This window comes from Acinetobacter sp. CIP 64.2 (genome assembly GCF_000369645.1).
Taxonomy (GTDB): Bacteria; Pseudomonadota; Gammaproteobacteria; order Pseudomonadales; family Moraxellaceae; genus Acinetobacter.
Genome location: NZ_KB850122.1, coordinates 1744424 through 1770465, shown reverse-complemented (window position 1 = coordinate 1770465; position 26042 = coordinate 1744424). Strand labels below are relative to the sequence as shown.

The 26042-nt window shown below is 35.2% G+C and carries 23 protein-coding genes, 1 tRNA gene, 6 pseudogenes and 2 other annotated features; of the genes and pseudogenes, 20 read left to right on the top strand and 10 right to left on the bottom strand.

The genetic code is table 11. From position 1 onward, the window contains the following. Complete coding sequence (locus F895_RS02810; protein ID WP_005243680.1) at positions 1 to 1110, bottom strand: MltF family protein; 1110 nt, start codon at positions 1108 to 1110, stop codon at positions 1 to 3. Positions 1111 to 1482: 372 nt separating this feature from the next. Here F895_RS02810 and F895_RS19695 point away from each other — a divergent pair. The 7 genes and pseudogenes from F895_RS19695 to F895_RS02840 all read left to right on the top strand — a co-directional run. Beyond that, a pseudogene (locus F895_RS19695) lies at positions 1483 to 1623 on the top strand (transcription elongation factor GreAB); the annotation flags it as partial. A 157-nt stretch (positions 1624 to 1780) separates the two neighbouring features. After that, a complete protein-coding gene (locus F895_RS02815) occupies positions 1781 to 2440 on the top strand; it encodes a hypothetical protein (RefSeq protein WP_005243676.1) in 660 nt (219 codons plus the stop codon). A 5-nt stretch (positions 2441 to 2445) separates the two neighbouring features. Then, positions 2446 to 3030 carry a hypothetical protein gene (locus F895_RS02820; protein ID WP_010589991.1) on the top strand — a complete coding sequence of 195 codons (585 nt, stop codon included), beginning with the start codon at positions 2446 to 2448 and terminating at the stop codon, positions 3028 to 3030. A 62-nt stretch (positions 3031 to 3092) separates the two neighbouring features. Next, entirely contained in the window at positions 3093 to 3479 is a 387-nt protein-coding gene (locus tag F895_RS02825; protein ID WP_005243672.1) for a hypothetical protein, read from the top strand. A 182-nt stretch (positions 3480 to 3661) separates the two neighbouring features. Further along, on the top strand, positions 3662 to 4768 hold the full coding sequence (locus tag F895_RS02830; protein ID WP_005243669.1) for a PD-(D/E)XK nuclease domain-containing protein: 1107 nt from the start codon (positions 3662 to 3664) through the stop codon (positions 4766 to 4768). A 164-nt stretch (positions 4769 to 4932) separates the two neighbouring features. Further along, positions 4933 to 5904, top strand: a complete 972-nt coding sequence (locus F895_RS02835; RefSeq protein WP_005243664.1) for a hypothetical protein — start codon at positions 4933 to 4935, stop codon at positions 5902 to 5904. After that, positions 5904 to 6560 (top strand): hypothetical protein, encoded by a 657-nt coding sequence (locus tag F895_RS02840; protein ID WP_005243662.1) that lies wholly within the window; start codon positions 5904 to 5906, stop codon positions 6558 to 6560. The genes F895_RS02835 and F895_RS02840 overlap by 1 nt, the downstream gene beginning before the upstream one ends. An 18-nt stretch (positions 6561 to 6578) precedes the next feature. Here F895_RS02840 and greB read toward each other — a convergent pair whose 3' ends face one another. The 4 genes and pseudogenes from greB to gmtY all read right to left on the bottom strand — a co-directional run bounded on the left by greB (position 6579) and on the right by gmtY (position 11735). Continuing rightward, on the bottom strand, positions 6579 to 7049 hold the full coding sequence (gene greB / locus F895_RS02845; protein ID WP_005243660.1) for a transcription elongation factor GreB: 471 nt from the start codon (positions 7047 to 7049) through the stop codon (positions 6579 to 6581). Then, positions 7046 to 7657 carry a gamma-mobile-trio protein GmtX gene (gene gmtX, locus F895_RS02850; RefSeq protein ID WP_005243658.1) on the bottom strand — a complete coding sequence of 204 codons (612 nt, stop codon included), beginning with the start codon at positions 7655 to 7657 and terminating at the stop codon, positions 7046 to 7048. The genes greB and gmtX overlap by 4 nt, the downstream gene beginning before the upstream one ends. 4 nt (positions 7658 to 7661) lie before the next feature. After that, a pseudogene (locus tag F895_RS0119120) lies at positions 7662 to 10419 on the bottom strand (VPA1269 family protein). Then, positions 10416 to 11735, bottom strand: a complete 1320-nt coding sequence (gmtY, locus tag F895_RS02855) for a gamma-mobile-trio recombinase GmtY (protein ID WP_005243652.1) — start codon at positions 11733 to 11735, stop codon at positions 10416 to 10418. The pseudogene F895_RS0119120 and the gene gmtY overlap by 4 nt, the downstream one beginning before the upstream one ends. Before the next feature lie 108 nt (positions 11736 to 11843). Between gmtY and F895_RS0119115 the strand changes: the two are divergent. The 3 genes and pseudogenes from F895_RS0119115 to F895_RS02865 form a co-directional block, all read left to right on the top strand. After that, positions 11844 to 12191 (top strand): annotated as a pseudogene (locus F895_RS0119115) (GreA/GreB family elongation factor); the annotation flags it as partial. Positions 12192 to 12287: 96 nt separating this feature from the next. Next, positions 12288 to 12377 (top strand) — tRNA-Ser (locus tag F895_RS02860). Positions 12378 to 12545: 168 nt separating this feature from the next. After that, positions 12546 to 12776: pseudogene (locus F895_RS02865) on the top strand (Arm DNA-binding domain-containing protein); the annotation flags it as partial. 17 nt (positions 12777 to 12793) lie between these two features. Here F895_RS02865 and F895_RS02870 read toward each other — a convergent pair. Further along, a protein-coding gene (locus F895_RS02870) for an IS3 family transposase (protein ID WP_107114716.1) occupies positions 12794 to 14013 on the bottom strand; the annotation gives its coding sequence in 2 pieces (ribosomal slippage) (positions 12794 to 13737 and positions 13737 to 14013; 1221 coding nt in all). Then, positions 13622 to 13738: a sequence feature (AL1L pseudoknot), on the bottom strand. Its footprint overlaps the gene before it by 117 nt. Before the next feature lie 45 nt (positions 14014 to 14058). Here F895_RS02870 and F895_RS02880 point away from each other — a divergent pair. Further along, positions 14059 to 15069: pseudogene (locus F895_RS02880) on the top strand (tyrosine-type recombinase/integrase); the annotation flags it as partial. 93 nt (positions 15070 to 15162) lie between these two features. Here F895_RS02880 and F895_RS02885 read toward each other — a convergent pair. The 3 genes from F895_RS02885 to F895_RS02895 all read right to left on the bottom strand — a co-directional run bounded on the left by F895_RS02885 (position 15163) and on the right by F895_RS02895 (position 16287). After that, positions 15163 to 15426, bottom strand: a complete 264-nt coding sequence (locus F895_RS02885; RefSeq protein WP_005243644.1) for a Txe/YoeB family addiction module toxin — start codon at positions 15424 to 15426, stop codon at positions 15163 to 15165. Continuing rightward, on the bottom strand, positions 15410 to 15673 hold the full coding sequence (locus tag F895_RS02890) for a type II toxin-antitoxin system Phd/YefM family antitoxin (protein WP_004671839.1): 264 nt from the start codon (positions 15671 to 15673) through the stop codon (positions 15410 to 15412). The genes F895_RS02885 and F895_RS02890 overlap by 17 nt, the downstream gene beginning before the upstream one ends. 347 nt (positions 15674 to 16020) lie before the next feature. Beyond that, positions 16021 to 16287: a helix-turn-helix transcriptional regulator gene (locus F895_RS02895; RefSeq protein ID WP_005243641.1), complete on the bottom strand. Its 267-nt coding sequence runs from the start codon at positions 16285 to 16287 to the stop codon at positions 16021 to 16023. Positions 16288 to 16490: 203 nt separating this feature from the next. Here F895_RS02895 and F895_RS02900 point away from each other — a divergent pair, with 203 nt between their 5' ends. Then, positions 16491 to 17342: a hypothetical protein gene (locus F895_RS02900; RefSeq protein ID WP_005243639.1), complete on the top strand. Its 852-nt coding sequence runs from the start codon at positions 16491 to 16493 to the stop codon at positions 17340 to 17342. 56 nt (positions 17343 to 17398) lie between these two features. Here F895_RS02900 and F895_RS02905 read toward each other — a convergent pair whose 3' ends face one another. Beyond that, positions 17399 to 18100: a hypothetical protein gene (locus F895_RS02905; protein ID WP_005243637.1), complete on the bottom strand. Its 702-nt coding sequence runs from the start codon at positions 18098 to 18100 to the stop codon at positions 17399 to 17401. A gap of 203 nt (positions 18101 to 18303) precedes the next feature. On the opposite strand from F895_RS02905, the gene F895_RS02910 reads away from it, so the two are divergent. The 8 genes and pseudogenes from F895_RS02910 to F895_RS02950 all read left to right on the top strand — a co-directional run bounded on the left by F895_RS02910 (position 18304) and on the right by F895_RS02950 (position 26032). After that, positions 18304 to 18708 carry a transposase family protein gene (locus F895_RS02910; protein WP_000669095.1) on the top strand — a complete coding sequence of 135 codons (405 nt, stop codon included), beginning with the start codon at positions 18304 to 18306 and terminating at the stop codon, positions 18706 to 18708. Positions 18709 to 18745: 37 nt separating this feature from the next. Continuing rightward, a pseudogene (locus F895_RS19685) lies at positions 18746 to 19138 on the top strand (transposase family protein); the annotation flags it as partial. 14 nt (positions 19139 to 19152) lie between these two features. Continuing rightward, positions 19153 to 20889, top strand: a complete 1737-nt coding sequence (locus tag F895_RS02920) for a hypothetical protein (RefSeq protein ID WP_005243634.1) — start codon at positions 19153 to 19155, stop codon at positions 20887 to 20889. Between the two features lie 422 nt (positions 20890 to 21311). Then, on the top strand, positions 21312 to 21749 hold the full coding sequence (locus F895_RS02925) for a hypothetical protein (RefSeq protein ID WP_005243632.1): 438 nt from the start codon (positions 21312 to 21314) through the stop codon (positions 21747 to 21749). A gap of 12 nt (positions 21750 to 21761) precedes the next feature. Further along, a protein-coding gene (locus F895_RS02935; RefSeq protein ID WP_107114716.1) for an IS3 family transposase occupies positions 21762 to 22981 on the top strand; the annotation gives its coding sequence in 2 pieces (ribosomal slippage) (positions 21762 to 22038 and positions 22038 to 22981; 1221 coding nt in all). After that, positions 22037 to 22153: a sequence feature (AL1L pseudoknot), on the top strand. (Overlaps the previous gene by 117 nt.) Positions 22982 to 23269: 288 nt before the next feature. Continuing rightward, entirely contained in the window at positions 23270 to 24169 is a 900-nt protein-coding gene (locus F895_RS02940; RefSeq protein WP_026040216.1) for a recombination directionality factor, read from the top strand. A gap of 159 nt (positions 24170 to 24328) precedes the next feature. Continuing rightward, a complete protein-coding gene (locus F895_RS02945) occupies positions 24329 to 24784 on the top strand; it encodes a hypothetical protein (protein ID WP_026040215.1) in 456 nt (151 codons plus the stop codon). A gap of 48 nt (positions 24785 to 24832) precedes the next feature. Further along, a complete protein-coding gene (locus tag F895_RS02950) occupies positions 24833 to 26032 on the top strand; it encodes a TolC family protein (protein WP_005243621.1) in 1200 nt (399 codons plus the stop codon). The last annotated feature ends 10 nt before the right edge of the window (positions 26033 to 26042 follow it).

The window sequence follows — 26042 nt, the reverse complement described above, 5'->3', positions numbered from 1 at the left end:
TTAGACATCTACACGGTTGTTGGTTTTGAGATGCTCTAAATAGGTACGAATACGGGTAACGTATTGAACAGCTTGCTTATAACGACCGTTACGTGCTTGATTACGCTGTAAATGATCGTACAGGTTAACCCATTGGTTCGGATCTTTACCTTGTGCACGGATTCTTTTTTGAATCTGGCTGACTGCACCTGGTCCCATATTGTAGGCAACCAATGCATACCAGTTACGGTCCGGATAAGGTACGTTAGAAAACTGATCTAACATCAGATCAAAGTATTTGGCACCGCCTTGAATACTTTGAACAGGATCGGATCGATTACTTACTCCCATCGCTTGTGCTGTACTATTGGTCAACATCATCAAACCACGGACACCAGTGGGAGAAACTGAAGTCGGTTTCAGATAGGACTCTTGATAGCCAATGGCTGCAAGCAAGTGCCAATCTAAATTGTATTTAGAAGCACTCTGTTTGAAACTGGCCTTGTAAATTGGTAAACGTTGCTTCAAATCTCTTTGAATAGTTGACCAAGACTCAGGCTTAACCACATTTCGGTTATAGAATGAGGCCAGTTGCTGTGTCATACCAGATTGTTTACTTTGACAGATAAAACCACTGGCAGTTAGTGTGAGTGGATCATCGGCCTGTTTAAATACCCAATTCAATTGAGGGTTTAAACCATTTTTGCTCAAACTTGCCTGATCACCGCAACTTGCCGAAAATGAAACCAGTTGTTTATTTTCAATTGCAGCCAGATTGGCGGTTGTCATCGCAATGTTTGCTTTACCTTGTGCAACCCACTTTAATGCTGTGGCATTGTCTGGAACGGTTTTGAAATCGAGTTTTACATTTAAGCTTTGTGCATATTTGCGCGTTAAATCGTATCCAAAACCATGTAGGAATTTATCTTCCTGGAAGACGGTTGTTGGGCTTTCAACAGCAACTACGGTTAGGACATTCGTGTTCACAACGGTATTGTATTGATGTGATTTCTCAGCATTCAAGCTATTGAACGGCAGGATTGCAACGCCTAAGGCCAAAGCTTGAAAAGGTCGTTTGGAAGATAAAGAGTTAAGGCTAGGCCTCGACCCAGAACTTGAATTACTGTGCATGTTGTCTCCGCTACAGGTAATTTATGCCCAAAAATTTCAGCAAAACAATGCCTTAACTTTTAAAAGTTGATAAATTCAATAAGGGGTGGGCAAGTCATGAACGTCATTCAAAATGACATTAATTAAAGGGAAAATAATGCAAATATTTCACAATATTTACAAAGTGTATAAAAAATAAACAAAAACAAACTTAGGGGCGCATATTAAGCGGCAAAATAAAGAATGTCAAATTTTGCTCAATAAAAAAGCGAGAATTGCATCACAAACCTATGATTCGAAAAAGAATAAAATTTATACACTTTAGTCATGGTGAAATAAGGAATACAATGCAAAAACTTGTAAATGGACTGTTGTATTCACGTATTAGGGCTTATGAAATCGAATTTAATTACGCGTACTGGACATGATCTATTGGTTGCTGAGTTGAAGAGACTTTGGCATGAGGAGCGACCTGAAATTACCAAGAAGGTAAATTGGGCAGCAAGTTTAGGTGATCGTTCTGAAAATGCGGACTTGATTTTATAACCCTATGATTTGTACTATTTTATTTTTAAAATAACAAAAACATAACCTTAGAGATAGTACATATACTAAAAAATATACTATAAAAAGATTTAACGATTAAAACGAACAACTAGAACTACTCAATCCAAACATTAGGGTGATCCTTATGAGACCTGAGTCTTTTGAAATAAAATTATTGAGCAACTTACATGGCGAAGATCTTCAAATAGTTAAAGATTATTGGTTACTAACTTACACAACTACTGGTGATCTGAAATTTGCAATTAGTGCTAAAACAATTACAGAACAATATCAATTTACAAATACAAAAGAATTATCAAATTTTATTGAATTACATAGCTGCTTGGAACTTATAGATACTAATTTTGAATGTAGAAAATGTCACTCAAGAGTAGGTTTTAAGAATAGGAGTATTTATAAAGAGTTTTTTAAGAAAGGTTATTTATGTGTAAATTGTGAGTTAAAAAAGAATAATAAAAAAGCTAAGGATTTTGTTGATGATTATAAAAATATATTACAGGAAAAAACCTTTTCTGAATTCGATTTTAGCTATCTTGAAATGATATACCTTTTTCTATTCCTATCTCTTGACACAATGAAAGAAGAAAGATTTATCAATAAGAAAGTGTGGGATAGTTTTTATGAAGAAGAAAGAGGTGAGGCAAATATTGTGCTTCAATCCTTGTTTGATAAAAGAGCCATAATTGATAAGTACAAAGATTTAAATAATTTAAAAGAGCAAATAAGTTATTCTTGCAAGAAAATAGCTCTAATATTAGTAGAGAACAATATGGCTCATTGGTAAGAATTATGCAAGTTAGAGTGCAAAATGGTATTTATTTAGCTATAGATGAGGATGTTAGTAATTATGAGTTGAAAATATTTATTGGCGGCTTTATTGATACTTTTAAACTAGATATAGCTAATGTTAAACAAATAGAAGATTTTGTCAAAAATATTAGGCTGAGAGAAATATATTATTTAATTCTAGGGATCTACTCGAAATTTCCAATTCCATATGAAGAAAATTTAAATTTAGAAACTAATTTATTCGAACTTTCGGAACACTTTGATTTAGAACACTCATATAGCCTTTTATTTTATCAGGCACAAATGTTAGCAGGGGAATTGTTTGGAGAAAAAATTAAAGATGAAATTGATCGTGAAAAGCACAAAAACAAGTACTCGAACAAAATTGCTTCTTATATCAAATATTTAGTTAATTCGCAAAAAAAACCAAACTATCCTAAAAAATTACCAGATAATTGGCAATTCTCACGAATCGAGCAATTTGTAAGCTTGAGTCTTTTTGATAATCAACATAATTGGGCTGGAATGAGCACAAGAGAAATCATTTCTACATGGTTGAGTAAACTATCAATAAAATCAGAGTGATCAAGTGTTCCATGTTTTTTTTAATAGAGGTAGGATATTACGAAGAGGTTTGGAGAATCTAAATGAATGTAGAGCGACATGTATATACAGATGAAGAAGCTGTAGAGCTCCATACAGCCCATATGTTAGCAAAAAGTATCATGGGTCACTCTTACCCTCAGAATGTCATAGAGGCTGCAGAAAAGCGATCTGAGGAAGACTTTGAGAGAATGGTTAGGGGAGAGGTTACACACGCAGAGGTGGAAGCTGAGTTATTGCAGCAATGGAATGCAAAAGTAGCACTTAAAATAAGGATTGGTAAATTAGAAAACGAACTTCAACATGGTCAAGAAATTCTTAACAACTGGAAAGATAAAGAGCAACTAATGTTTGAGCGTCATAAAAGTTGTGTAGAGGGGCAACGTCTTAGACTGGATGAAATGAGAAAAGCGCTAATTAGGCTAGGTTAGAAATATGAAAAACCATTAAATTAATATTAAACGTCACAGACTGACGCCTTTATATTAAAACTATAGATTTTTATTTTATAAAACCATACACTTAAAGAGCATATAGAGATATTATTAATTTTGCTCTTCGCTTTATAATTTAGAAGAGTTAATTTTCAACTTAATAAATTGTAGAGGGACGCGTGTCAGAAACGATAAGAATTGCTGAATTAGCTAATTTAATCACTCAAGAGATCGGTGACTTTCTCAAATGGACGATCCATCCTGAAAATGATTTAGATTTTCCTTGCTTAATGAAACCTCAACATTTCGTAGGTGCTGCTGAAACGGCTGATAAGACCCATCCTACAGATTTAGTTATTTTTTATGATGATCCTTATGAAAATAAAAGAGTATTCCTAAATACTGATTTAAAAAGTTATGCCTCTGATTCAATTGGTTATAAAGTTGTTAAAGAATGGTTGATTAGTATTACTAAGGGGACTGTATGTAGCTTAGCAAGTGCGGAATGGAAACAACGATATGGTATAGAGGGGAGTTATGATATAAGGGGACTTTTGTTTGTCTATAACCATGATGGGCGTTTTGATAAACCATTTTATTCATTTATTCATGATTATCCAAATCCCCCACATGTCGGGCCTGGAAGAGCGCCTGCAAGATTTCATTTAAAGGATTTGAATGTACCTGCAAATATTAAAATTCATATCATTGAACCTTTGTTAATAGATAGTATCTTATCAATTAAGCATGATTTAAATGTTTTAAGGACAGAGCAAAAAGTTCCACGGTCGGATGCTTATGCTCCTATTTCATTTTTTTATCCAAATAGACAACGGTTTAAAAGTCGAATCACGCCACAAGAGTGTCCAGCAACAATAGAATTGATAAGCGGACCTTTTTTTATCATGAATTATGATAATTATACAGATTTTGAGCCTAACCCATTAGAACCAGCAAACCCTACCATTATACAAAAGAGTAGAGGTAATATTATATATTACAAAGAAAGTGGTAGTACGGTTGATGAATTTATTTATCTAATTGAAACATTGATGATGTACGAGTTAATTTCTGAAAATTGTGAGACTCGCATACGTCATTGTGCGCGAGATAAAGCAAGTACGGCTATGCAGAACTTTCATGCGGCTATAGAAAAATATTGTGTTATGTGGGATTACAGCGACAGTATGAAAAATATATTTAATAGGATTGAGTTTGCTGAAGTTACTATAATCCAAAAAATCTTTTGTAATCAAAAAATTGATAGATCTCCAGTTCAGGAATAAGCTATGAGCAAATCTTATAATATACCTAATGATTACAATATATATAGTGCATTAAGTACTGGTAAAGTTTCAGATTCTGTTATTAATACTCTTTTTTTAAAAGAGGGATAATTTTAGGTGGTAAAACAACTAGAGAGAATAAAGCAGATTATTTTTCTTCATTTATGCATGGTTTTGAGGATTTTGAGGTAATCTCAGCACAACATAGTAAAGTAGAACGATCTGAATATACATCTTCTACAAATTTGAATACACAGTTAGAAATTACTGATGTTGTACCTATTATTTCAAGTATAAAATCTTCTTTGGATCTAAATATTGGTAATATACAGCTTAAAAATGTTTCACAAAAGATGAATAATAACGTTCTATCTCTTGAGTTTGACTATGAAAAGTTTCATCCAGAAAAGCAACTTTTTGCTCAAATAGAAAATAAAAAGTCTGTTTTAACTTTTAAAAAAATAGATGGCCAAGAGCAATTCTATTTAGAGCATCCCGCTACACCTGAAATGATATTGTGGAGTGAGTCTGTTATAAATATATTAAAGGAGCAAGATTCTACGTTAGGCGTTGATAAAATTGATTTAATAGGATTAACGAAACCAAGCTTATATTGGCAGTTTTTTGATGAGTTAACATCAAGTTTGGATAGATATACTCGTACAAATGTTGTTGAAATACTATTTAAAGATCCTAATAGTAGTAATAGTGATGACGATGATGAAGGAACTTATAAGCTTATAAGTGCATCTTATAGAGGTAATCAACTCCATATGTCAGCAGATTTTATGGAGAAGCTAGAAGAAGGCTATAGATTATATAGATTTAATTGGGATTGTGTGGACTCTAATATAACTAACTCAGATAAATATCGGTTATCAATTAAAGTTACATATGATGAAAATGGGAAAAGCAATTTCTCATTTATTTCTAAAGGGTTTTATAAAAATAAAGATGGTAGGTTTTCAAAAACACTTAACCCTATTCCTAATAGTTTGGATTTAGAGTTTAATAAAATAGTTTTTACTAAAGGGATCAGCTTGATAGAAAGTTTAACAACGCAACCTTTAAGATTGTTGGCCCCAATTAATGAGGGTGAAAACTCCAATCTTGAATCAAATGGGAGTGATGGATAATGAAATTTCATATTATTGAGTGTAACTTAAAAATTACATTCGATGAGCTGTTTTCTGTTATAGCTAATAAAAATTTTAATGATTTTCTAAATGTTAAATTTGATCAAAGTACTTTGGTGGCTACTTTTTATAAAGAAGTTAAACGTGCAGAAAAGACTATTGATAAGAATGGTAAAGAGCTTTTAATCTCTTTTGACTACTATCTTTATCAAGATTTCTCATTTCACCATATTAATGGTAGGTTTTTTCTTGTTATAAGTGAACCAAGTAAGTATACTAAATATTTACTTGAATATTTTAATAATATTCTTAGAATGAAAATTTTATTTAAAAATAAACAAATAAACCTTAAAGATTTTGTAAGTAAAGCAAAAAATTTAAATCAATTTCAGATATTAAAGGCAAGATTTAATGAGTTGTCTCTTTCAAAGAACTCTAAGGGTTCATTAGAGGTTACATCAACTCAAAATGCAATTTTAGATTTTGAAAAAATTTTTGGTGACGTCTATTATGATCTATCAAAAGTAAAAATTTCTTACTTTGATGAGCATACTTATATAATTGAATTATCTAAGAATGGACTTATCATTGCTTCTAGACATGCAGATCTTCGTCTTAAAACAATATCAAAGCTAATTAGTTTACTATTTTTCTAAGTATTATTTAGCTCATATCTAGTTATATTTAATACAGATGATATACCAATTCCTTAAACCATTAGGTGTCTGTACTCGAACTTCATCATCTACGGACTTACCCAAGCAGGCTTTCGCCATAGGTGATTGGAGAGAAATATAGTCTTTACGACCATAAATTTCTTCATCTCCCACAATACGAAATTTAATAGTTTCACCTTCATCATTTTCTAGTTCAACCCATGCCCCAAAGTATGCTTTCCCGTCTTGTTCAGGGCTATATTCAACTTTATGCGCGACTTCAAATAGTTTGGTTAGGTATCTAATTCTACGATCAATTTCTCGCAATTTTCTTTTGTTGTAGTGGTAATCTGCGTTCTCTGACCGATCGCCTAAACTTGCTGCCCAAGATACAATTTTTGTAATCTCAGGGCGTTCTTTACGAACCAAGTCATTAAGTTCATCTTGTAAACGTTGATATCCTTCAGCAGTCAGTAATTTGCGATTCATGATAAATATTCCAAAGCTTTACGCAATGCATCTAAAGTTGCTACCTTAAAAACAGGCAGGTTCTTTTCATCTACTAAAGCTCCGTATTCAGTAGATTTCAAGTTCCACTTTTTTTGGAAGTCTGATGATAGTAAATATTGCAAAGCTCGTACTTCTTGATCTGTTAATTTAAATGATTGGTCTGATATCATATGCTTATGGTCATAAATATCAATTCTTTGTTTTGGAGGAATAATTTCTCGGAGCATCTGTTGTGCTTCTTTGAGCTCTGAGGCCATGACCCTAATCAATAATTGATGCTTAGGATTGTCAATTTCGGAAATCCAATCAGTTTCTTGTTTAGAAAGTTTTTTAAGTTTCTTCTTGCTGGATGTAGAATCAGCAAATGCTTGAATCAAAGCTCGGTATTTTTCACCTGTTTTATTGCGAATACTTTGTGCTTGGGGAACTCCACGTTTGCATCCTAATTTTGCAATTGTAGAAATAGAAAAGTCATATATTCCTCGTTCTTGTTGTTCCATGCAAATATCATAAATAGCTGTCAATGATTGCTGTATTTTGCTTGAAGCATCGCTTTTTAAATGTTCAAGTAGTTTTTCAGGACTCATGTTTTTAGCCCTCAATAAGATTCTTTGAGTTCGTCATGATAAGTTCAATATCTGACTTCGAAATTTGCTCAGTGTCTGCTAATTCTGTGAATTTGATACGGCAGTCTATTACCTGTTGGACTTTATCCCAAGTTTTTAATCTGTTCATTAATAATTTAAAAATTTGGTTTCCTGCCATGAGTTGCTGTTCTTTAGTGAGAGTGAAAAGGCTAGGCATAATTTCATTAAACATAGCCATTCTATCAATCAATTGCGTTCTAGGATAAATTGCCTGATCAGCATTACATGATTTATAGATTACTGCATTCTCACAGACTTCCTGAAGTTGCTGATAATGATTGACCTCCTCCATTTCAATAATGAGTTCTGCATCTCTCATCGTAATGAGAGATAGCTCGTTTGTACTTGTATCTGAGGGAGTACTATTTATTAAGTTATGACAACGAGTTATATGCCCATATGTTGCTTGGATATCACATAGCAACATATCTAATTTCTTCGCTGTTAACTCATATTCGGATTCAAAATTGCGTAATTCAGTTTCGAGCTTAGGGCGTTGTGTCTTACCTAAGAACTCTTGTTGTTTGAGATTTGCTATATATTCTTCTTGCTCTAATTTATTAATTTCATGATTTAGTGAAGTAATTTTTTTTTTGTAATTGGCTACATGCATTTGATTGTGTATTTGCTTGTAGTAAAATTTCATTTGCAATCGCTAGAAGTCCACCTAAGAATGCTGGTCCAGTAATAAAATGTCTGCATCTAATACAATTTTGAATCCCCAAATAACCTTGAGGGGTCGGGGTATAGAATGAGCTACTTTGAATTAATTCTCCACCATCTTGACATCTTGATGCTGCAAAAGGGCAAATACCATAGTCTCTAAAAATATAATTTCCAGCAGGTATATCATTATTTAATGCTTGTAATAGTTCAGCGTTACTGCCAACTAGTTGATTTTTGATATCTTCAATTTTGTTCTGTTCAATTGTATGTTGAATTGCTTCAGCTTCATTCTTTAATATAACTTTTTCACTTTCTTCTAGCTTCGTCCTTATGTCCTGTTGAGAAACTTTGCAGTAATAAATGGACATAATTACTGAACTATGCCCAACAATTTTCATAACTATCTCAATAGGCATGCCCATCTCTATGACATATGCTGTTATGAGGCTTACACGCATACTGTGTGGGGTATATTTTGATTTATATGCACCTATTGTTGCTGGATTACCTTCAAGAGTTGATAAGTTAAGATTAGTCGGTTGTATATAGTAAAGAGCGGTTGCTAATCGAGGTGTTAATGCATTAGACACCGCTGCTGGTTCAAAATCCCCAAATCTTCTAAATAAAAAACAATTTATACCTTTAGATTTTCTTTGTAACTCATTTAAGTTAGTTCTTTGGCAATCTAACCAAGTGCTAGGGGCCTTAATAGCATTATACTTTTGCTGCCATTTTCTTAATTTTATTAGCCAATATGCAAGATCTTCTGGAATCCAGGGAACGGTATAACCTAATCCATTATTATTGGTTTTATTGGTCGTAGTGAACATACCCAATTGTCCATCTGGCATACGTTTAATAAAGGATTGCTCTTTGGTCAAGCCTGCAAATAACGACGGATTTTCTATCCAGATAATTTGATTATGTTCATCAATATCAGCAATGTACTTATCGGCTTCACCTGAGTCGTTATAAGCAATTTGTCTACCCCTTAATGGCACCTTTGTTAAAGCATATGTATGTATCCAATCAATTGGACACCACAAATAGTATTGATCATCTATTTTTTTGTAGATGCAATCCTTATCATTAGGGTCAATCAAATTGGAATTAATCTTAACCCAGTCAACATCAAATTTTTGTAAGTGAGTAAGATCTCTGAAATTCTTTGCTGTTACGGGAATAATCCAATTTTGTACTTTTTTAACAAAATGATACTGTAAGCAAGGTTTAGTTGTTTCAGAGCGTAAAGAGGAAGATGAAATATTCTGTTGAGCTAATAATAGAGTAAAGGGATTACGCGCATTATCAACGCGTACAATTTCTCCTGTATCTTCATCTTCAATAGTCAAGTCATTATTAATGATATAATCAAGAAACTCGTTTACCGCAATCACAAGTTTTCTTCTCATATGATCTGATTCGAAATTTTCAAGAATATTTCGAAAGGGTTTAACGTCGAACTTTTCCTGAACTAGAAAAATATGAGGAGATTTACTTTTATCAAATCTTTCTATATATAGACGTACAAATCGACATAAATGACTTTCTTTTGTACCACCACCTCGAGCTACTTTCATAAATTCAATTATTTTAGTAGCCCAGTCATGATATTCATAAGAAATAAATTCGGGTTTAAAGGGCTCCTCTTTTCCTAAGAATTTAAACCAATTCTCCCATTCATCTCCGTAGCTACCTTGTGGATCAAGTGGTATTGATGAATCATTTTGTTTGTTAACAAAGTCTTTATATTCTTTTGCATTCTTTAGGTTTTGTGCATGAATAATTTTCTTTAAATCTAGATAAGTAATAATTTCTGGAATATCAAAAAAGTCCTTATAGCTTATCCATTCATCATAAATACGTTCAGGATGTGCTGGTAAATTATGCTGACGATAGCTTTTCTTATAAATAACAGAATTTGTAATCCCTAATTGCTTACAAGTTTTTTTCAAGTCTTCAAAATTTGGAAAAGGTGAATAAGAGGTTGCAAGTCCTGGCTCACTAATATTTCTTAGATTGAAGTGTTTTATCATTTTATGCCTCTTAATTTTTCTTTAACTTCTTCTAGCGTTGGTTTGATATAGACCAAACAGGAGATAGGACTTTTATGATGCATTGCTTTTTGAATTGCTACTTGATCTAGACCCGCTGTTCTAGCCCTGAAGCCATAAGCATGCCTATGGCCATGCTCACTTGTACCAAGTTCTTTTTTACATTCTAGGCCGATTCGTTCTACTGCATTTTTATGAAGTCTTTGGAAGTTTTTAATTGTTTCTGGTGCTCCTAAGCTATTAGTAAATGCAAAAGGGTGAGGATTACTTTTTGGCGGCTCAATACGTTGATATTTTAAGTAGTTTATCCAAACTACTAGAAATTCTCGTGCTTTTTCGGGTGGGTTAAAAAGTACTTCAAAGTAGCCATCTTTAGAAGTTAATAACGGTGTCTTCCAGCCGGAGTATAATCGTTCAGAAAATGAGTAAGTGTTTCTTGGCTTATATAATGTTTTGGAAAGAAGATACTCTTGCCTATTTCTATAATTAGGATCAGGTGAACTTCCTATAATTGGATGATAAACACGAACCAAAGCTTCTTTCGAGTGATTCGGGTGTAAAGTAATATCAGAAATGAAAAGGTGAAAAACCTCGCTTTTTCTTAACCCTCCATAATTCATAAGCATTGTAATAGCTTGTGATTTATAGTCGAATAGCCCATTTTTCTCAAAACCTAAATAGAGAAGCTTTTCGATTTGGTTTTCAGGGAAACGGATTGCATATTCCGTATCATATTGATTTTCTTGTAATGAACCAACTAAACGTACTTGTTGTTGGGTAATATTTACTTTGTCTTTATTTGTTAAATGGTTTAGGAATACATTTGCTTGTTTGTGGTAATAGGCACACCAATTAAGGCGTTCCTCATAGCTGGTTGCTTTACGAAAAGGGTTAACTCTTGGAGAGTTATATTCATCTTGTAGAGCTAAGAAGTCAGTATAGTGTGTGATGTGAAATAATAAGTTATTAGTGTCAGTGATAGTTCTAGGTCGCCAATAAAGATCGAGAGGATCAGTAAGGGTTTTATAATTGATTGTCCCTGTAGCTAGAGATTCTGTAAATGATTTGAGTAGTATCGTAGCACTTTCAATATTCGGAACGGCATTGATATATTTCAGCAAAAGCTGCAAAGCGAAACTTGAGCGTTCTTTCCAAGCCTCACTTTTTGAGTTGAACCAAGCCAAATACCTTAAGTGAGAAATCACCACACCTTTTTCAGTAAGAATCGATGGTAAAGTTAATACTCGTTTTGTAGTACAGTCAGTGTAATTTACATAAATCTTTCGAACGTAAGGCATATAATTTTTAGTACATATTATTGGGTGTTTAATTATTAGGCTAACAATATTTGATCAATTGTCAATTTGATTGGGTTGTAAATAGTATGTTTAGTCATGGGGTTATAATACCAATACAATAAACAATTACTGAGAAAAATTGATCGTCGTGTTCGCTATCTAGGAAAACGTTTAGAAGAATTAAAAATTGTAGATTATGTACCTGAGCAAGAGGGCAAGGTCTATTTTGGTGCCTGGGTTGAAATCGAAAATGAGGCTGGAGAGCGAAAAAGCTTGCGTATAGTTGGTGTCGATGAAATTTATGACCACCACCCCCAACATATCTCGATTGAGTCACCTATGGCACGTGCACTACTGAGTAAACAGGTCGATGATGAAGTAGAAGTGCATACACCATTAGGTAAAAAACTGTGGTATATCAACTCAATTCGCTATGAAAAGCCTGAAAATGCATAAAAAAACAGGTTGTTGAGTTTATTTTGAGCATTTGATGCATGTTTTTAAATAAAAGATTTGCCAAGTCTAACTTTTATTTATATGATAGCCGCCATTGGAAGCGTGGCAGAGCGGTTTAATGCACCGGTCTTGAAAACCGACGAGGGTGTGAGTCCTCCGTGAGTTCGAATCTCACCGCTTCCGCCAAATTCAAATTTCTGACACTGTTTAACACTATATAAGTTTATGATTTATAAGGTTAAAGTTAGAAATATACGATATGACAAGCCGTGACGCACTACGCCAATCGGTGGTTATAAAGTAGTAAAAAATGCAGTAAGATTATTTCTTACTGCATTTTTTTATGTCTGAATTATGGCAACTCGTGGAATCAATAAGCTTAGTGCTTTACAAGTCAAAAAAGCCAAACCTGATCCTGACAAGATGTATAAGTTGTCAGACGGTGGAAATTTGTATCTGCGTATTGACCAAAGCGGTAGCAAGTACTGGATCTACAATTACACCCGTCCATTCTTAGGCAAACGTAATGATTTATCTTTAGGTACTTATCCTGAAGTTTCACTTGAACCGTACCGGGTTTGTCGGAGACTTTTTTATTTAAGTTAGGCCACCTGACCTAACGGGTTAATCTTATCATAGTACATTGCTTCAAACTCAAAAGGCGATACATAACCCAGTGCACTGTGTACACGCTTTTTATTGAACCAATCTACCCAGTTTAGTGTCGCAAGTTGTACATCTGCTAAACCTTGCCAATCTGCTTTTAAATATTCAATCACCTCTGTTTTGTATAAGCCATTCACCGTTTCAGCCAGAGCATTATCGTATGAATCACCTGTCGTACCGACTGATGCTCGTAAATTTGCAGCATCTAAACGATTGGTATAGCGAATAGAAAGATATTGAACACCTCTATCGGAATGATGAATCACATTCTTTGGCATGCCTCGATCGTGCAATGCTTGCTCCAATGCATCGAGCACCATATCTGTATTCATCCGTGTAGATACTTTCCATCCAACAATTGCTCGTGAGAACACATCAATAATAAAGGCGGTATAGACCCAGCCTGAATGTGTTTGAATATACGTAAAGTCACTGACCCATAATTGGTCAGGTCGATCAGCACTAAAATTCCGTTTCACTAAATCATCTGCTCGTTTTTGATCATCTCGGCTACGGGTGGTTTGTTTATTCTTACCACGCCAAACACCTTGTATACCTAGCTTTTGCATCAATCGAGCAACTGTACAACGTGCAATAACATAACCCTCACGTTTCAATTTTTGCCAAACTTTACGTACACCATATCGACCTGAACTTTCTTTCCAAATACGTTTGATTTGCTCTGCATGATGTAAATCATGCAGAGCACGTTTCGCTCGATGTTCTGGGTTATCAACGAAATCTAAAGCCCGATAATAGGTCGAAGCTGCAATCGGTAAAATTCTACAAATCGCTTCAACACCATATAACGCCTTATTGTTATGGATAAAATCCACCATTATTTGTGTGGGCGGTCGAGCTCCGCCTGGGCGAAAAAAGCGGCTGCTTTACGTAGAATTTCATTGGCACGTTTTAATTCTTTAATTTCACGTTCCATTTGCTTCATTTTTTCTTGGTCAGATACCTGTTGTACTTTGGCGGGATTTTGTTGATCTAAGTATTTTTGATACCAAACACGAAGTGTTTCAGGAGTACAGCCAATTTTAGGAGCAATTGCGGAAACTGCTGCCCAATTCGATGGATAATCTTTTTCAGATTCAATTAGTAATTGAACCGCTCTTTCTCTAATTTCGGGGGTATAGTTTGGTTTTTTCATCGGAATAGTCTCTCAGAATATTGAGTCTCCGACAAACCCGGTACGGTTCAACTGGATGATGCCCGCACTATTCGTGATGAATATAAGAAACTCATCAAGCAGGGCATAGACCCCGCGATGGAGCGGATTGAAACCAAGTCCCAGAAACAGAAAGAAGCAGAAAACACCTTTCGTATTGTTGCTGAAGCATGGCTATATAAACGTGAGCTAGAGCAAAAACAGGATGAAGAGACGATCCGTCGTTTAAAGCATGATGTCTATCCCTACATTGGTGATTTAACCTTTCCACAGCTTACCTTGGAAATGCTTGAGATTAAGGTCTTTAAGCGCATTATTGAGCGTGGAGCCTTGTCTGTTGCCAAACGGCTTAAATCTGACTTGAACCAAATCTTTAAATCAGCACGTAAGAAAAAGCTCATCCAATATAATCCAATTGAAGATATTGAATTACCAAAACCACAGGGTGGAAACTTTGCAGCCGTTACAGAAGAGCAGAACTTGGCTCCGATGCTCAATAAAATTTGGAACTATTCTCAGCTTTATACACGCTGTTTACTGACCACACAGGTAGCATTAAAAATCTCTGTGCTGACCTTTCAGCGACCTGGGGAGATACGCAAACTGAAAAAGGAGTATTTCTATCGTGAAGAGCGTTGCTTTAAATTTACAGCCAGTAAAACCAAACAACTTCATATTGTGCCATTATCAGATCAAGCTTTTGACTTGATTGAGTCAATTATTGATCTGCACCCATACAGCGAATACATTTTTGTGGGGCGGGATGGTAAAACCTTTATTTCTGACAATACCATTAACTCCGCTTTAAAACGCTTGGGCTATGGTGGGGAACAGACGGCACATGGTTTTAGGGCAACTGCACGTACCATGCTGGATGAGATTTTGGAGCAGCGAGTTGACTTTATTGAACATCAGTTAGCTCATAAGGTAAAAGACAACAATGGCACAGCCTACAACCGAACCAAGTTTCTAAATAATCGTCGGGCGATGATGCAGGAGTGGGCTGATTATTTGGAATCGTTGCTAGTGCCACAATGATAAAAAGAAAATGGAAAACTAAACCCTGTTGGCGTTGCTAAAGTCATTTATGCTGAAGCCAAAAAGCCCCAACACTAAGTCAGGGCTTCTCATTTATTCGTAGTGATAACGACAAGAAATAATAGTTATCGCTACATCAGTTACTTCATAAACTAATCTATTTTTTTCATCTATTCGCCTGCTCCATAAACCCGATAAATCACCGAGTAATGGTTCAGGCTTGCCAATACCTTCAAAGGGTGTACGGAGACATTCTTTGATCAATATGTTGATGCGCTTAAGAGTCTTTTTGTCTTGGCTTTGCCAATAGACATAATCCTCCCAAGAGGTTGGGGTAAAACTAGTCTTCCGTTTCATCTAAAAGTTCTCTTTCGATTGCTTTAGATGCCCGTAATTCTGCAATTGATTTCGCCAGGTGCGCTGCGTTACTTGGAGAAGACATGAGGTACAATGTTTCCATTATACTGTTGTAATAGTCTTGTCCCATTACAACCGCATGTTGACCTTCTTTCCTCGTAATTACTGCAACATCTGAATCATCAATAACACGGTCTAAAACCGTTTTCAGATTATTGCGAGCATCGGTATAAGTGAAAATTTGCATAGTCTTAATTTTCCTATTACTCAAGCATTACAAGTCATTAATTACGATCTGTAGGATATTCGCCACTATATTTTGACATTTCATTTAGCACTATTTTGGTCACTTCTTTAGATACATTGATCATTACATTTGGACACTATGGCTGGCTGTATTTTCGTCATTCACTTTTGGGCATTAAATTTAGATACTTAGATGGACACTAGTTAGCTTATTACTCTTACAATTGCGACTAAGCATAGTAACTATAAAACTCTCGTGTGAAAATGTCAATTTTCTGTACAGACAATATTTTGTACATGATGTGAACGTATAAGAAAAACAGCCTGTCGATGACAGGCTGTTTGTATTTATGCCGCTTGTAGTACTTTCTGTTCAAGCCAAGCATTAATTTGACTTTCAGTCCAGGTCGGCATACTTGCAGTTAGGTAGGTTGGTGCAGGAAAATCACCACGACGAATCATCTTCCAAAAAGTAGATTCTGCGATATTCAACAAGCCTTTACTTGCAGGTTTGTATGAAACTCTGCGTCTACGACCACTACGATCCACATAGTCCTTTGCTGGACGTTCAGGGTAGTTCACTAAATCTTTTACGCGATAACGGGACTCTAACATTTTACTATTTTCCATTGAGCCAAACTTTATTCAATCATCAATTCGATTCAATCAGACTTTTGATGTGATGCCGACTTAATGACTGTCCATGACCTAATGGTAGTGACTCAGTGAGTTTTTTTTTAGCATACTACAAAGATAAAAAAATATTATACTAGAATATGTGTTAAATTTATAATTATTATAATATTTTAATTTTAAGTATGATGAAGATTACTAATGAAGACATCAATATTCTAGAAGCAGAAATGCTTAATTGTTACCTTTACCATATTGGTGGTGTAGGGCATTTAGAAGAGCAACAGGCATTCTCCGCTGAAGAAATTGAATTTATAAAAAAATGTATGGCTGATGAGATTTCACTCAGAGGAGAAGCTCAATTCTCACAGTTTTATGAGCTGAATCGGTTACTAGATCGGATTGTTCAACTAAAAGAAGAATTATTGGATATGGAAGATAATCAAAAAAATAAACACAGCGTGGTTGGCTATAAACCTATACTTTATGCATACCTAGAACTTGATTTCGATCAGCATGTTTTTCAGCATCCCAAGTTACAACGCCGAATTAATGGCATAAAAAATGTGAAAAAGCGTTACGAAGGTAATCTCTACGAAAAGCGAGAAATTATTTACCGTGTTTTGCGAGAAAGTGCAAATACAAATGGACGCTGGAAATCTGTAACGGCTGCAATTAATGATGTTTACCCGACACTGGAAAAAGAACTCAAAGCTTTTGATCAAAATTGGGTTAAAAATCGTATAGCAGAAAATACCAGCAAAATTGCAAAATTACAGGAGGCTTTAGAAAATAATAAAAAGCGATATAAGCGTGCTGGTGATATCAAAATTCAGGATCGAACATACATCAACTACATTAAAAGCTTAGAAGAAAAAAACAGGGAATTTAGACAAGCTTTAAAAGCGTACAATGTTGCAGATATTTTGAAGAAAAAAATCGCTTTTAACTCGAATGATCAAGAACAAACACTTCTTAATCATGTACGGAATTGTCCAGAGCTGCTTGCAGAGATTATTGAAAAAGATTCCAAATAGGGGGGCTTTCGGGGCATCTAGAGATACATTACATTAATACAAGTATATGCAGCATCTCATTTCAGATAGGTTCGTAAATTATTTCTTATTTCAGCTTTATACTTTTCAACATCATCATCTTTGATTACTGGCTGATAATATTCTATTTCATGTTCTTTTAGTGTTTCCTTAAGGAATTCATTAAAAAGGTAAGCTCTAGCTAAGAGGTCATTCAACTCATTGACATGAACTTGTAAAAACAACTTATCACTTTCATTTTGCGCACATAATTTTTTGCAATGATCTAGTTCATTTTTTAAATGTTGAACACGAATAGAAGATCTATCTAACTTATCGAAATGCTCGAATTGTAATTTTTGATTTTGATATTTTGTGACCAAATATTCAACAACAACTTCCTCACGATCATAATGATTCTGTTCTTTAAATGCAGATAAAAAATTTGCAGTTTCTTTGTTTAGTTGATATTGCTTTTTGACTTTATTTTTGTCTTTTACTTTTTTCTTGAAAGTTCGGAACTTAGCTTTTAACTTTTCGTAACAGGATGGTGAGAGCCAAATTTGCATGCCATTACTTAATATTCCATGAATTGAGTCTTGCAGCTGGAATTGAGGATAGATATCCAAATTTGGTATGTAGCCTCCATTTGTTCTTCTGACAAGACCTTCCTGATTTTCACTTTCCTTTTTTAGAAATTCTGCTTTAAGCAGACTGTCTTCTAAGCACCAATCTTTTAAAAAAATTTGAGGTCGACCCATTTTTAGCTCCAATTCAAATATCTAATAAACCGATTTTATTTTTTAAAAACTAAGGATAAAACGATTTTTGATTATTTATGTTAATAAACATTATATATTAAGTTAAATTAATCATTAGACTTCCGTCATAAATCAAAAAACGTACAATTTATTTGATCTTAAATTAATCAGCAAAATTATTTAATTCAAGAGATAATCCTTGGATGAAATTCAAAGATATTCAAAAATTATCAAACGTTAAGTTTCGTAGGCTTACCGGTGTTAGTTGGGCTACATTTAACCTCATGTTGGCCGAGCTAAATAAGCATTTACCTCGTCATATTGGTAAAGGACGACCGCATAAATTACCGTTGGAAGATCGTTTGCTCTTATGTATAGAATATTGGAGAGAATATCGAACATTTTTCCATCTTGGTATGAGTTACGGTGTATCTGAAACGAGTGCAATTCGTATCACACGTGTTATTGAAGATACCTTAATCCGTTCTGGAAAATTCAACTTGCCAAAACAACTTCCTAATCGAGATGAAGTGGATTGGGAAGTTGTTGTGATTGATGCCACTGAAATATTAGTTCAACGTCCAAAAAAAACAGAAGAAATGGTATAGCGGTAAAAAAAAGCGACATACCTTTAAATTTCAGCTATCTATGCACTATATAACAGGTGAAATACTGAGTGTATGTGGAAGTCATGGAAGCATGCATGATTTTAAAATATTTAAAAAAAGCATGAGGAAATTAAAATTTAAGCCCTTTTTTATCGTTGATAAGGGTTATTTAGGGATAAAGAAATTGGGTTTTGGATGCCTCATGCCATCTAAAGCAAAGAAAACTGAAAAACTAGATTCTGAATTAAAAAAGTTAAATAAAGAGATTGGTCGTAGACGAATTCAAGTAGAGCATGTATTTGGAAGGATGAAATGTTTTAAGATTTTATCTTGTGTATATAGAAATCGTCGTAAAAGATTAAACCTGCGGTTTAATTTACTTGCTGGCATATACAATTTAGATTGGGTGAAAGATAAACAATTAAATTGATTGAAAAATGATTTATGAAGGAAGTCTATTATTTATTTTTAATAGTTGTTTTTATGAAAACATATGAAAAATCGCTAAATAGACAAGAAGAACTAAAGGCGATTGCAATACTTATGCTCAGGCAGATGGAAATCAATTTAGCTCCTATTGATCGTATTATTTTTTTAAGATTATTGATCTGTTATGGAGGTCGGAAAATTTCATTAGCGGACCTAAAAACTCTAGCTGAAGAAGTTAAGGTGAATTGGTTAACATTAAAAAAATCATTAAAAGCTTTAGCCGAAAAAGGATTATGTGAGCAGGTAGATGAAAAATCCTTTAAGTTGAATATAGGACTTCTACCCAGACAAGTGGGCTATCGATGGAGGTGGACGCCATCTGATCGGTTGATTGTTACTTTGGAAAAAGCAAAAGAAGGTGATCAATCTACAGCAGAGTTAAAAGAGAATAAATCGGCAAAAAAAAGTCATAAAATAATCGGGGGTAAAAAAACGGCTTCTGAACTTGTCGCTCGCTATCCGCGATATGATTTTTTAGAAATTCTGTTTGGACTAATATTTGATGTCAAAATAAGCCATAAACAAAAAAATGCTGATCAATTATTAGAGCTTAATTATAAGCAGTGGCTTGTGTTAGTGAACATCGTGTTGTCAAGTGATTCTAATGGAGTTGTTTTAAATGTAGGAACTTATGAATTATCTAATTGGACAGGAATGAGCCGTAATGCATTACAACGCGCGATTGCAGAATTACTTAGCATGGGGATTCTTCGAACTAAACTTGATGGGACATTAAACAATGTATATTTGAGTTTTGTTTCTGCGATCTATTTTCTCAACCTTTCTCACGCGATTTGGGGCGAGAAACGAATTTTTGGGAGATATTTAATTTTCAATCGCCCTCAACAGACCACTATTTTAAAACAGCTTCTTGAATCAGTTGATAGATGGGATCCTAATGAACCCTTGAGTAAATTTAAAACTACAGAGTTTATTCTAAACCGAAATAAAACATCAGATTCTGTAGAAAATGCTTATATTCTCGAATCTAATGAATATTCAATCCCGAATATCCTGCAAACAGGCGAAATATTTAATACAAAGTTTCATCAGGAGTTTCAGCTATCACGTAGCCATGCTTCCGAACAAAAAGAACTATTGTTAAACACAGAAGAATTAAATTTTAAAAGACTGGAATATATGTTTTGTTATCTTGCATCTCATTGTCCTAATATCACTTTAACTATTCACCAACTACAGGGTCATTTGGTGCCTGAAAATGTAAAACTTATGATGGTGAAGTCGTTTAAGGAGGTTAGGGTTGTAGAACAGATAGAGCGAAAAGCCAATACTCTTCTTATAAAGCTGTCTGATATCATGATGGCTCAAAATCATTTGAAACAGCAAATTCTGTCTTTACTTATACAATATGTCTATAGAAGTGAGCTGAGCCATATTTTGGATGTTCTGGCTGAGATTACGGATCGTAAACATGACAATAAAGTGGTGCCGCTAGGTTGCGTTGGCAAATCAATGTCTCATAAAATTTACTTTAGTTCTGATTCTCATCTTAAGCATGATGAGCTGTTTTGTATTCAATACACTGAGGCAAAGATTACAGATCCTAAAATTTATGAATCAGCAGTCATTAAGGCATATAAACGTTCTATCAAGCAAATAGACTACGATTTAAAGAAACAAATCGAGTTAGGTCTACTCAACGAAAAATGCTTGGGTGATAAATTTGAGTGACTTTTGTATGAGAAATGCTAATTTCTGCCTTAACTCTCGTAAATGAGATTTTCTCTGAAAATACAGGGTTTATAGGGTGGCGGAAAATAGATTGATCTATGAATCGATTGATTTTGCAACTACTGAGTCTTGTGATAAGTCGGTAAATAATACTATTAAATTAATATTAATAAATACTTAATGAATTCAATCATAAACACTTCACTAATATTCTCATAGTGAAATTAGAGACTTAATAGGGATGTCTATGGAATCTTGTAACAGTCAATTAATTCGCTACTATCCCTAAATTCAACTTATCACGATTAACCCTGAGATCGATCTGGATCTTGGTGTAGGATTCGCCATGTAAGCTTTTTTATACATAAAAAAATAATGTTTTCTCCTTAGTTATGTACCAAACATAACAAAGGAGCATCTCAATGCAATATGACTTAACTCATCAAGCTGGCGTCATCAAAGCCGTAGATGGCTTCGTTGACTGGGTGCTGAATCTGGAGCTAAATCAATCTTCCTTTATCATACATCTTTGCTCACTGATTCCTGCATTTCAGATCTTTGATCAAGACGATATTGAGTACAGTGCATCCATTCAGGCTTTTAAAGATATGACTCAAGTCATCGAGGCAGTAAGAGGGACTTTATGTATTGAGGATTATTTATTGCAGCTATCACCAATTGAAGTATTAAAGTTAGTGCGAAGATTGAAAGATCACCGTAGTCTGATTCTAGATGAGATTCGCTTATTCAGGCAGCAGGAATCAGATAATCAAATCAGCTTTTTGACTTATGTTCAGCAAATGATTCATGATCATTATCAAGTGAACCGTACCGGGTTTGTCGGAGACTCAATATTCTGAGAGACTATTCCGATGAAAAAACCAAACTATACCCCCGAAATTAGAGAAAGAGCGGTTCAATTACTAATTGAATCTGAAAAAGATTATCCATCGAATTGGGCAGCAGTTTCCGCAATTGCTCCTAAAATTGGCTGTACTCCTGAAACACTTCGTGTTTGGTATCAAAAATACTTAGATCAACAAAATCCCGCCAAAGTACAACAGGTATCTGACCAAGAAAAAATGAAGCAAATGGAACGTGAAATTAAAGAATTAAAACGTGCCAATGAAATTCTACGTAAAGCAGCCGCTTTTTTCGCCCAGGCGGAGCTCGACCGCCCACACAAATAATGGTGGATTTTATCCATAACAATAAGGCGTTATATGGTGTTGAAGCGATTTGTAGAATTTTACCGATTGCAGCTTCGACCTATTATCGGGCTTTAGATTTCGTTGATAACCCAGAACATCGAGCGAAACGTGCTCTGCATGATTTACATCATGCAGAGCAAATCAAACGTATTTGGAAAGAAAGTTCAGGTCGATATGGTGTACGTAAAGTTTGGCAAAAATTGAAACGTGAGGGTTATGTTATTGCACGTTGTACAGTTGCTCGATTGATGCAAAAGCTAGGTATACAAGGTGTTTGGCGTGGTAAGAATAAACAAACCACCCGTAGCCGAGATGATCAAAAACGAGCAGATGATTTAGTGAAACGGAATTTTAGTGCTGATCGACCTGACCAATTATGGGTCAGTGACTTTACGTATATTCAAACACATTCAGGCTGGGTCTATACCGCCTTTATTATTGATGTGTTCTCACGAGCAATTGTTGGATGGAAAGTATCTACACGGATGAATACAGATATGGTGCTCGATGCATTGGAGCAAGCATTGCACGATCGAGGCATGCCAAAGAATGTGATTCATCATTCCGATAGAGGTGTTCAATATCTTTCTATTCGCTATACCAATCGTTTAGATGCTGCAAATTTACGAGCATCAGTCGGTACGACAGGTGATTCATACGATAATGCTCTGGCTGAAACGGTGAATGGCTTATACAAAACAGAGGTGATTGAATATTTAAAAGCAGATTGGCAAGGTTTAGCAGATGTACAACTTGCGACACTAAACTGGGTAGATTGGTTCAATAAAAAGCGTGTACACAGTGCACTGGGTTATGTATCGCCTTTTGAGTTTGAAGCAATGTACTATGATAAGATTAACCCGTTAGGTCAGGTGGCCTAACTTAAATAAAAAAGTCTCCGACAAACCCGGTACGGTTCAGTAAATCACTGCTTAAACAATACCCTGAATATTTACAGCAATTTCCACAAACCAAAGCAGGAACACGAAGATTTCAGATTTATCCCAATGGTGGATAAGGCTGATACTCAAGCAACCCATTTCGATTTAACCAGCACCCAACCCAACCCAACCGATCCCATACCGCAACAGGTCTGGGATTTTTTTATGCCCAAAATTTTATTGAACCTATTCAATTTTTATTTATACATCTATATAGAGGACATCACCATGATTAAAGGTTTAGCCATTACACCACCTGTACTCGGTCGTATCAGTATTGGAAAAATTGTCGAAAAGAATGGCAAACGTCTGCCTGAAAAAGATGATCAATTTACCATTACTAGCCAAATCCAAAATAAGGATGGATGGGTCAAACATCCACTCGATGAACAACTTAGAGCTAAAGCACCGAACCAAAACCAAAAACTCAGAACCATACCAGTCCGTATGATCTTCAATGATCCTGAACTGAACCTACGGGCAGAGTACAGCTTATTTGACCGCCAAACTGGACGATTAATCTGCTCAGGTAATGGTGAAACCTGTCAGCGACTGACTAATCAAGGGGTTGAGCATCATCCCTGTCCATCCCCTGATTTATGCTCACTTGCTCAAGGAGGACTCTGTAAGCCTTATGGCAGGCTATATATGAATTTAGATGAATCGGATGAGTTTGGCACATTTATCTTTAGAACCACTGGCTTTAATAGCATTCGCACCTTAGCAGCACGGCTACGTTATTACATTGCTGCATCGGGTGGCTTACTTTCATGTCTACCATTGCAACTGACTTTACGAGGCAAAAGTACTACTCAGAGTTATCGTACTCCGATCTATTACGTAGATTTAACTTTACGTGAGGACATTCATTTACAAGAAGCGATTCAAACTGCTAAGGAGATTAATCAGAAGAGTAAGTTGTGTGGTTTTAATCAGGAAGCTTTAGATCATGTGGCACGGCAGGGCTATGGCAATGCCTGCTTTGAGGTCGGTGGGGAAGAGGGCTTGGAAATTGTGGAGGAATTTTACACGGAGGATTCCAAATCAGAGCATCAGCAAACGCATGATCTCACTCATGTTCAGGATATTCAGAAAGGGTTGCAGCAGTCGGTTCAGGCTTTGAATTAAAATGAATTTAATTAGAAAAGAGTATTTGTACTCTTTTTTTTTGCAAATTTGGGGTAGGAGGTTTGAAATTGATTCATGTGTAAATGTGAGGCTAAATTAGATTTACTTTAATAGAGCTTTTTAGTATTTTGTTGGCAAGTTAGATGTATGTTCTTTGATATGCATTCAAGTGGGACGACCAAGCTTATACTCGCATTTATCCTGTTTTTGTTTACAATAACAATTACGGGGATTCATGCGTGGGCGCCTGTCTTACTTGAAAATATTGAACATCAACATGAACTGAGTATTGTTGTGGAAGATGATGCATCTAGTCATTGGTCTTTGCTGCACTTAGATGATTCTTTTACAAGTACGACTGATCATGATGTAGAAACACATACTTGGAAGAATTTTGATGAGCCAATTTATCATCATTCGGTGAAGCCTATTTCTTCTGATAGCGATCTAAGCATAGATCCTGTCTTTATTCTTAGTTTTGCACTTCCACTCGTTTTATTCTTTTTTCATTTTTTTGAGAAGCCCGTTTATCGAGCTTTCTTAAAACGGCGACCCCCTCTCGTATTTAGTAACTCTTATACTTACTCCAAAGACTTAATCGTTCTGCGTAATTGATCTTTCTATACAAAAAATAATTTTTCATTTTTTTGTATAGGTAAAGTCATGTCTAAAAAATATCAGATATTTCTGACCTGTGGTTTTGTAGTAACGGCAGCAAACGCATTTGCAGAAACGAATTATGCTGAACTACAAAAGCAGGTTATCGCAAGTGATGCTGTACTCAATAGCCTACAGCAGTCCGAGCAAGCTTATGAAATCAACCAAAAGTTTGCTGGCAAATTAAATAATCCGACTTTCAATGTGGAGTTGGATAATCTTGGTAATTCCAAATTGAAGGATTTGGATGGTCCAACAGCCTTATTGGGGTTGTCACAAGAGATTCCTCTCAGTAATAAACTCTCCTTGAGAAAACAAGTTGCGCATTTTCAAGGTGATCGTAATCAGTTCGAAATAGCAAAGCGACAGGCTGAACTCAAAGCAGATTTAAGAATCTGTATGGCGAACTGGTATGTGGCAACTCAACGTGCTGAAGTTTATTCAACAGAAAGCAAGTTGAATGCAAGACAAGCCAACGTTCTTTCGGGAAGGCTCAAGTTTGGGCGAGTCATTCCTTCGGATGCTCAGCTCAGTGCAGCACTTTCATCTGAATCAAAACTACGTTATCAAAATGAAGTGAAAAAGGGGCAGTTTCAAAAAAATCTGTGCTCTAAGTTCACATCAAATCTACCAAGTAACGCCTTAGAAGTTCCTCTAAGTTTTAATTTCACAGACAAAATTAGTTTGGCTGAGCAAGAAGCGATACTGAATTCACAATTGAAAAAGACACAATTTGAACTCGCTCGTAAAGAGGCAATACCTGATATCACTTTGGGTGTTGGGGTCAAAAACTATCAAGAAACCAATGACAAAGTCTTCCAAGTTTCAACCTCAATACCACTCAATATCTTCAACCGAAATAAAGGCAATATTGCGATTGCCCAAGCGGAACAGATGAAAGCTGAAACGCAGTCTGTGCTTGTGAGTCGTAACTCTAAAATTGAATTGGAAAACAAATCTATTGAGGTTTCTAACTTAATTGATGTAATCCATCAATATGATCAAACCGTTTTGCCCGCAACCAATGAAAGTCTTCGCATTGCAGAGATGGGATACCAAGCAGGGAAAAACTCGTTACTTGAATTCAATAGCATTAAGCAAATTTGGTTAGACAAACATCTTGCTCGATTCGATTTGTGGTTGGCTTTGCAGACTGAAATTGCAGAAGTCGAGCGCAACTACATTACTCATTTAGACCAAGAATAAGGGCAAGAAT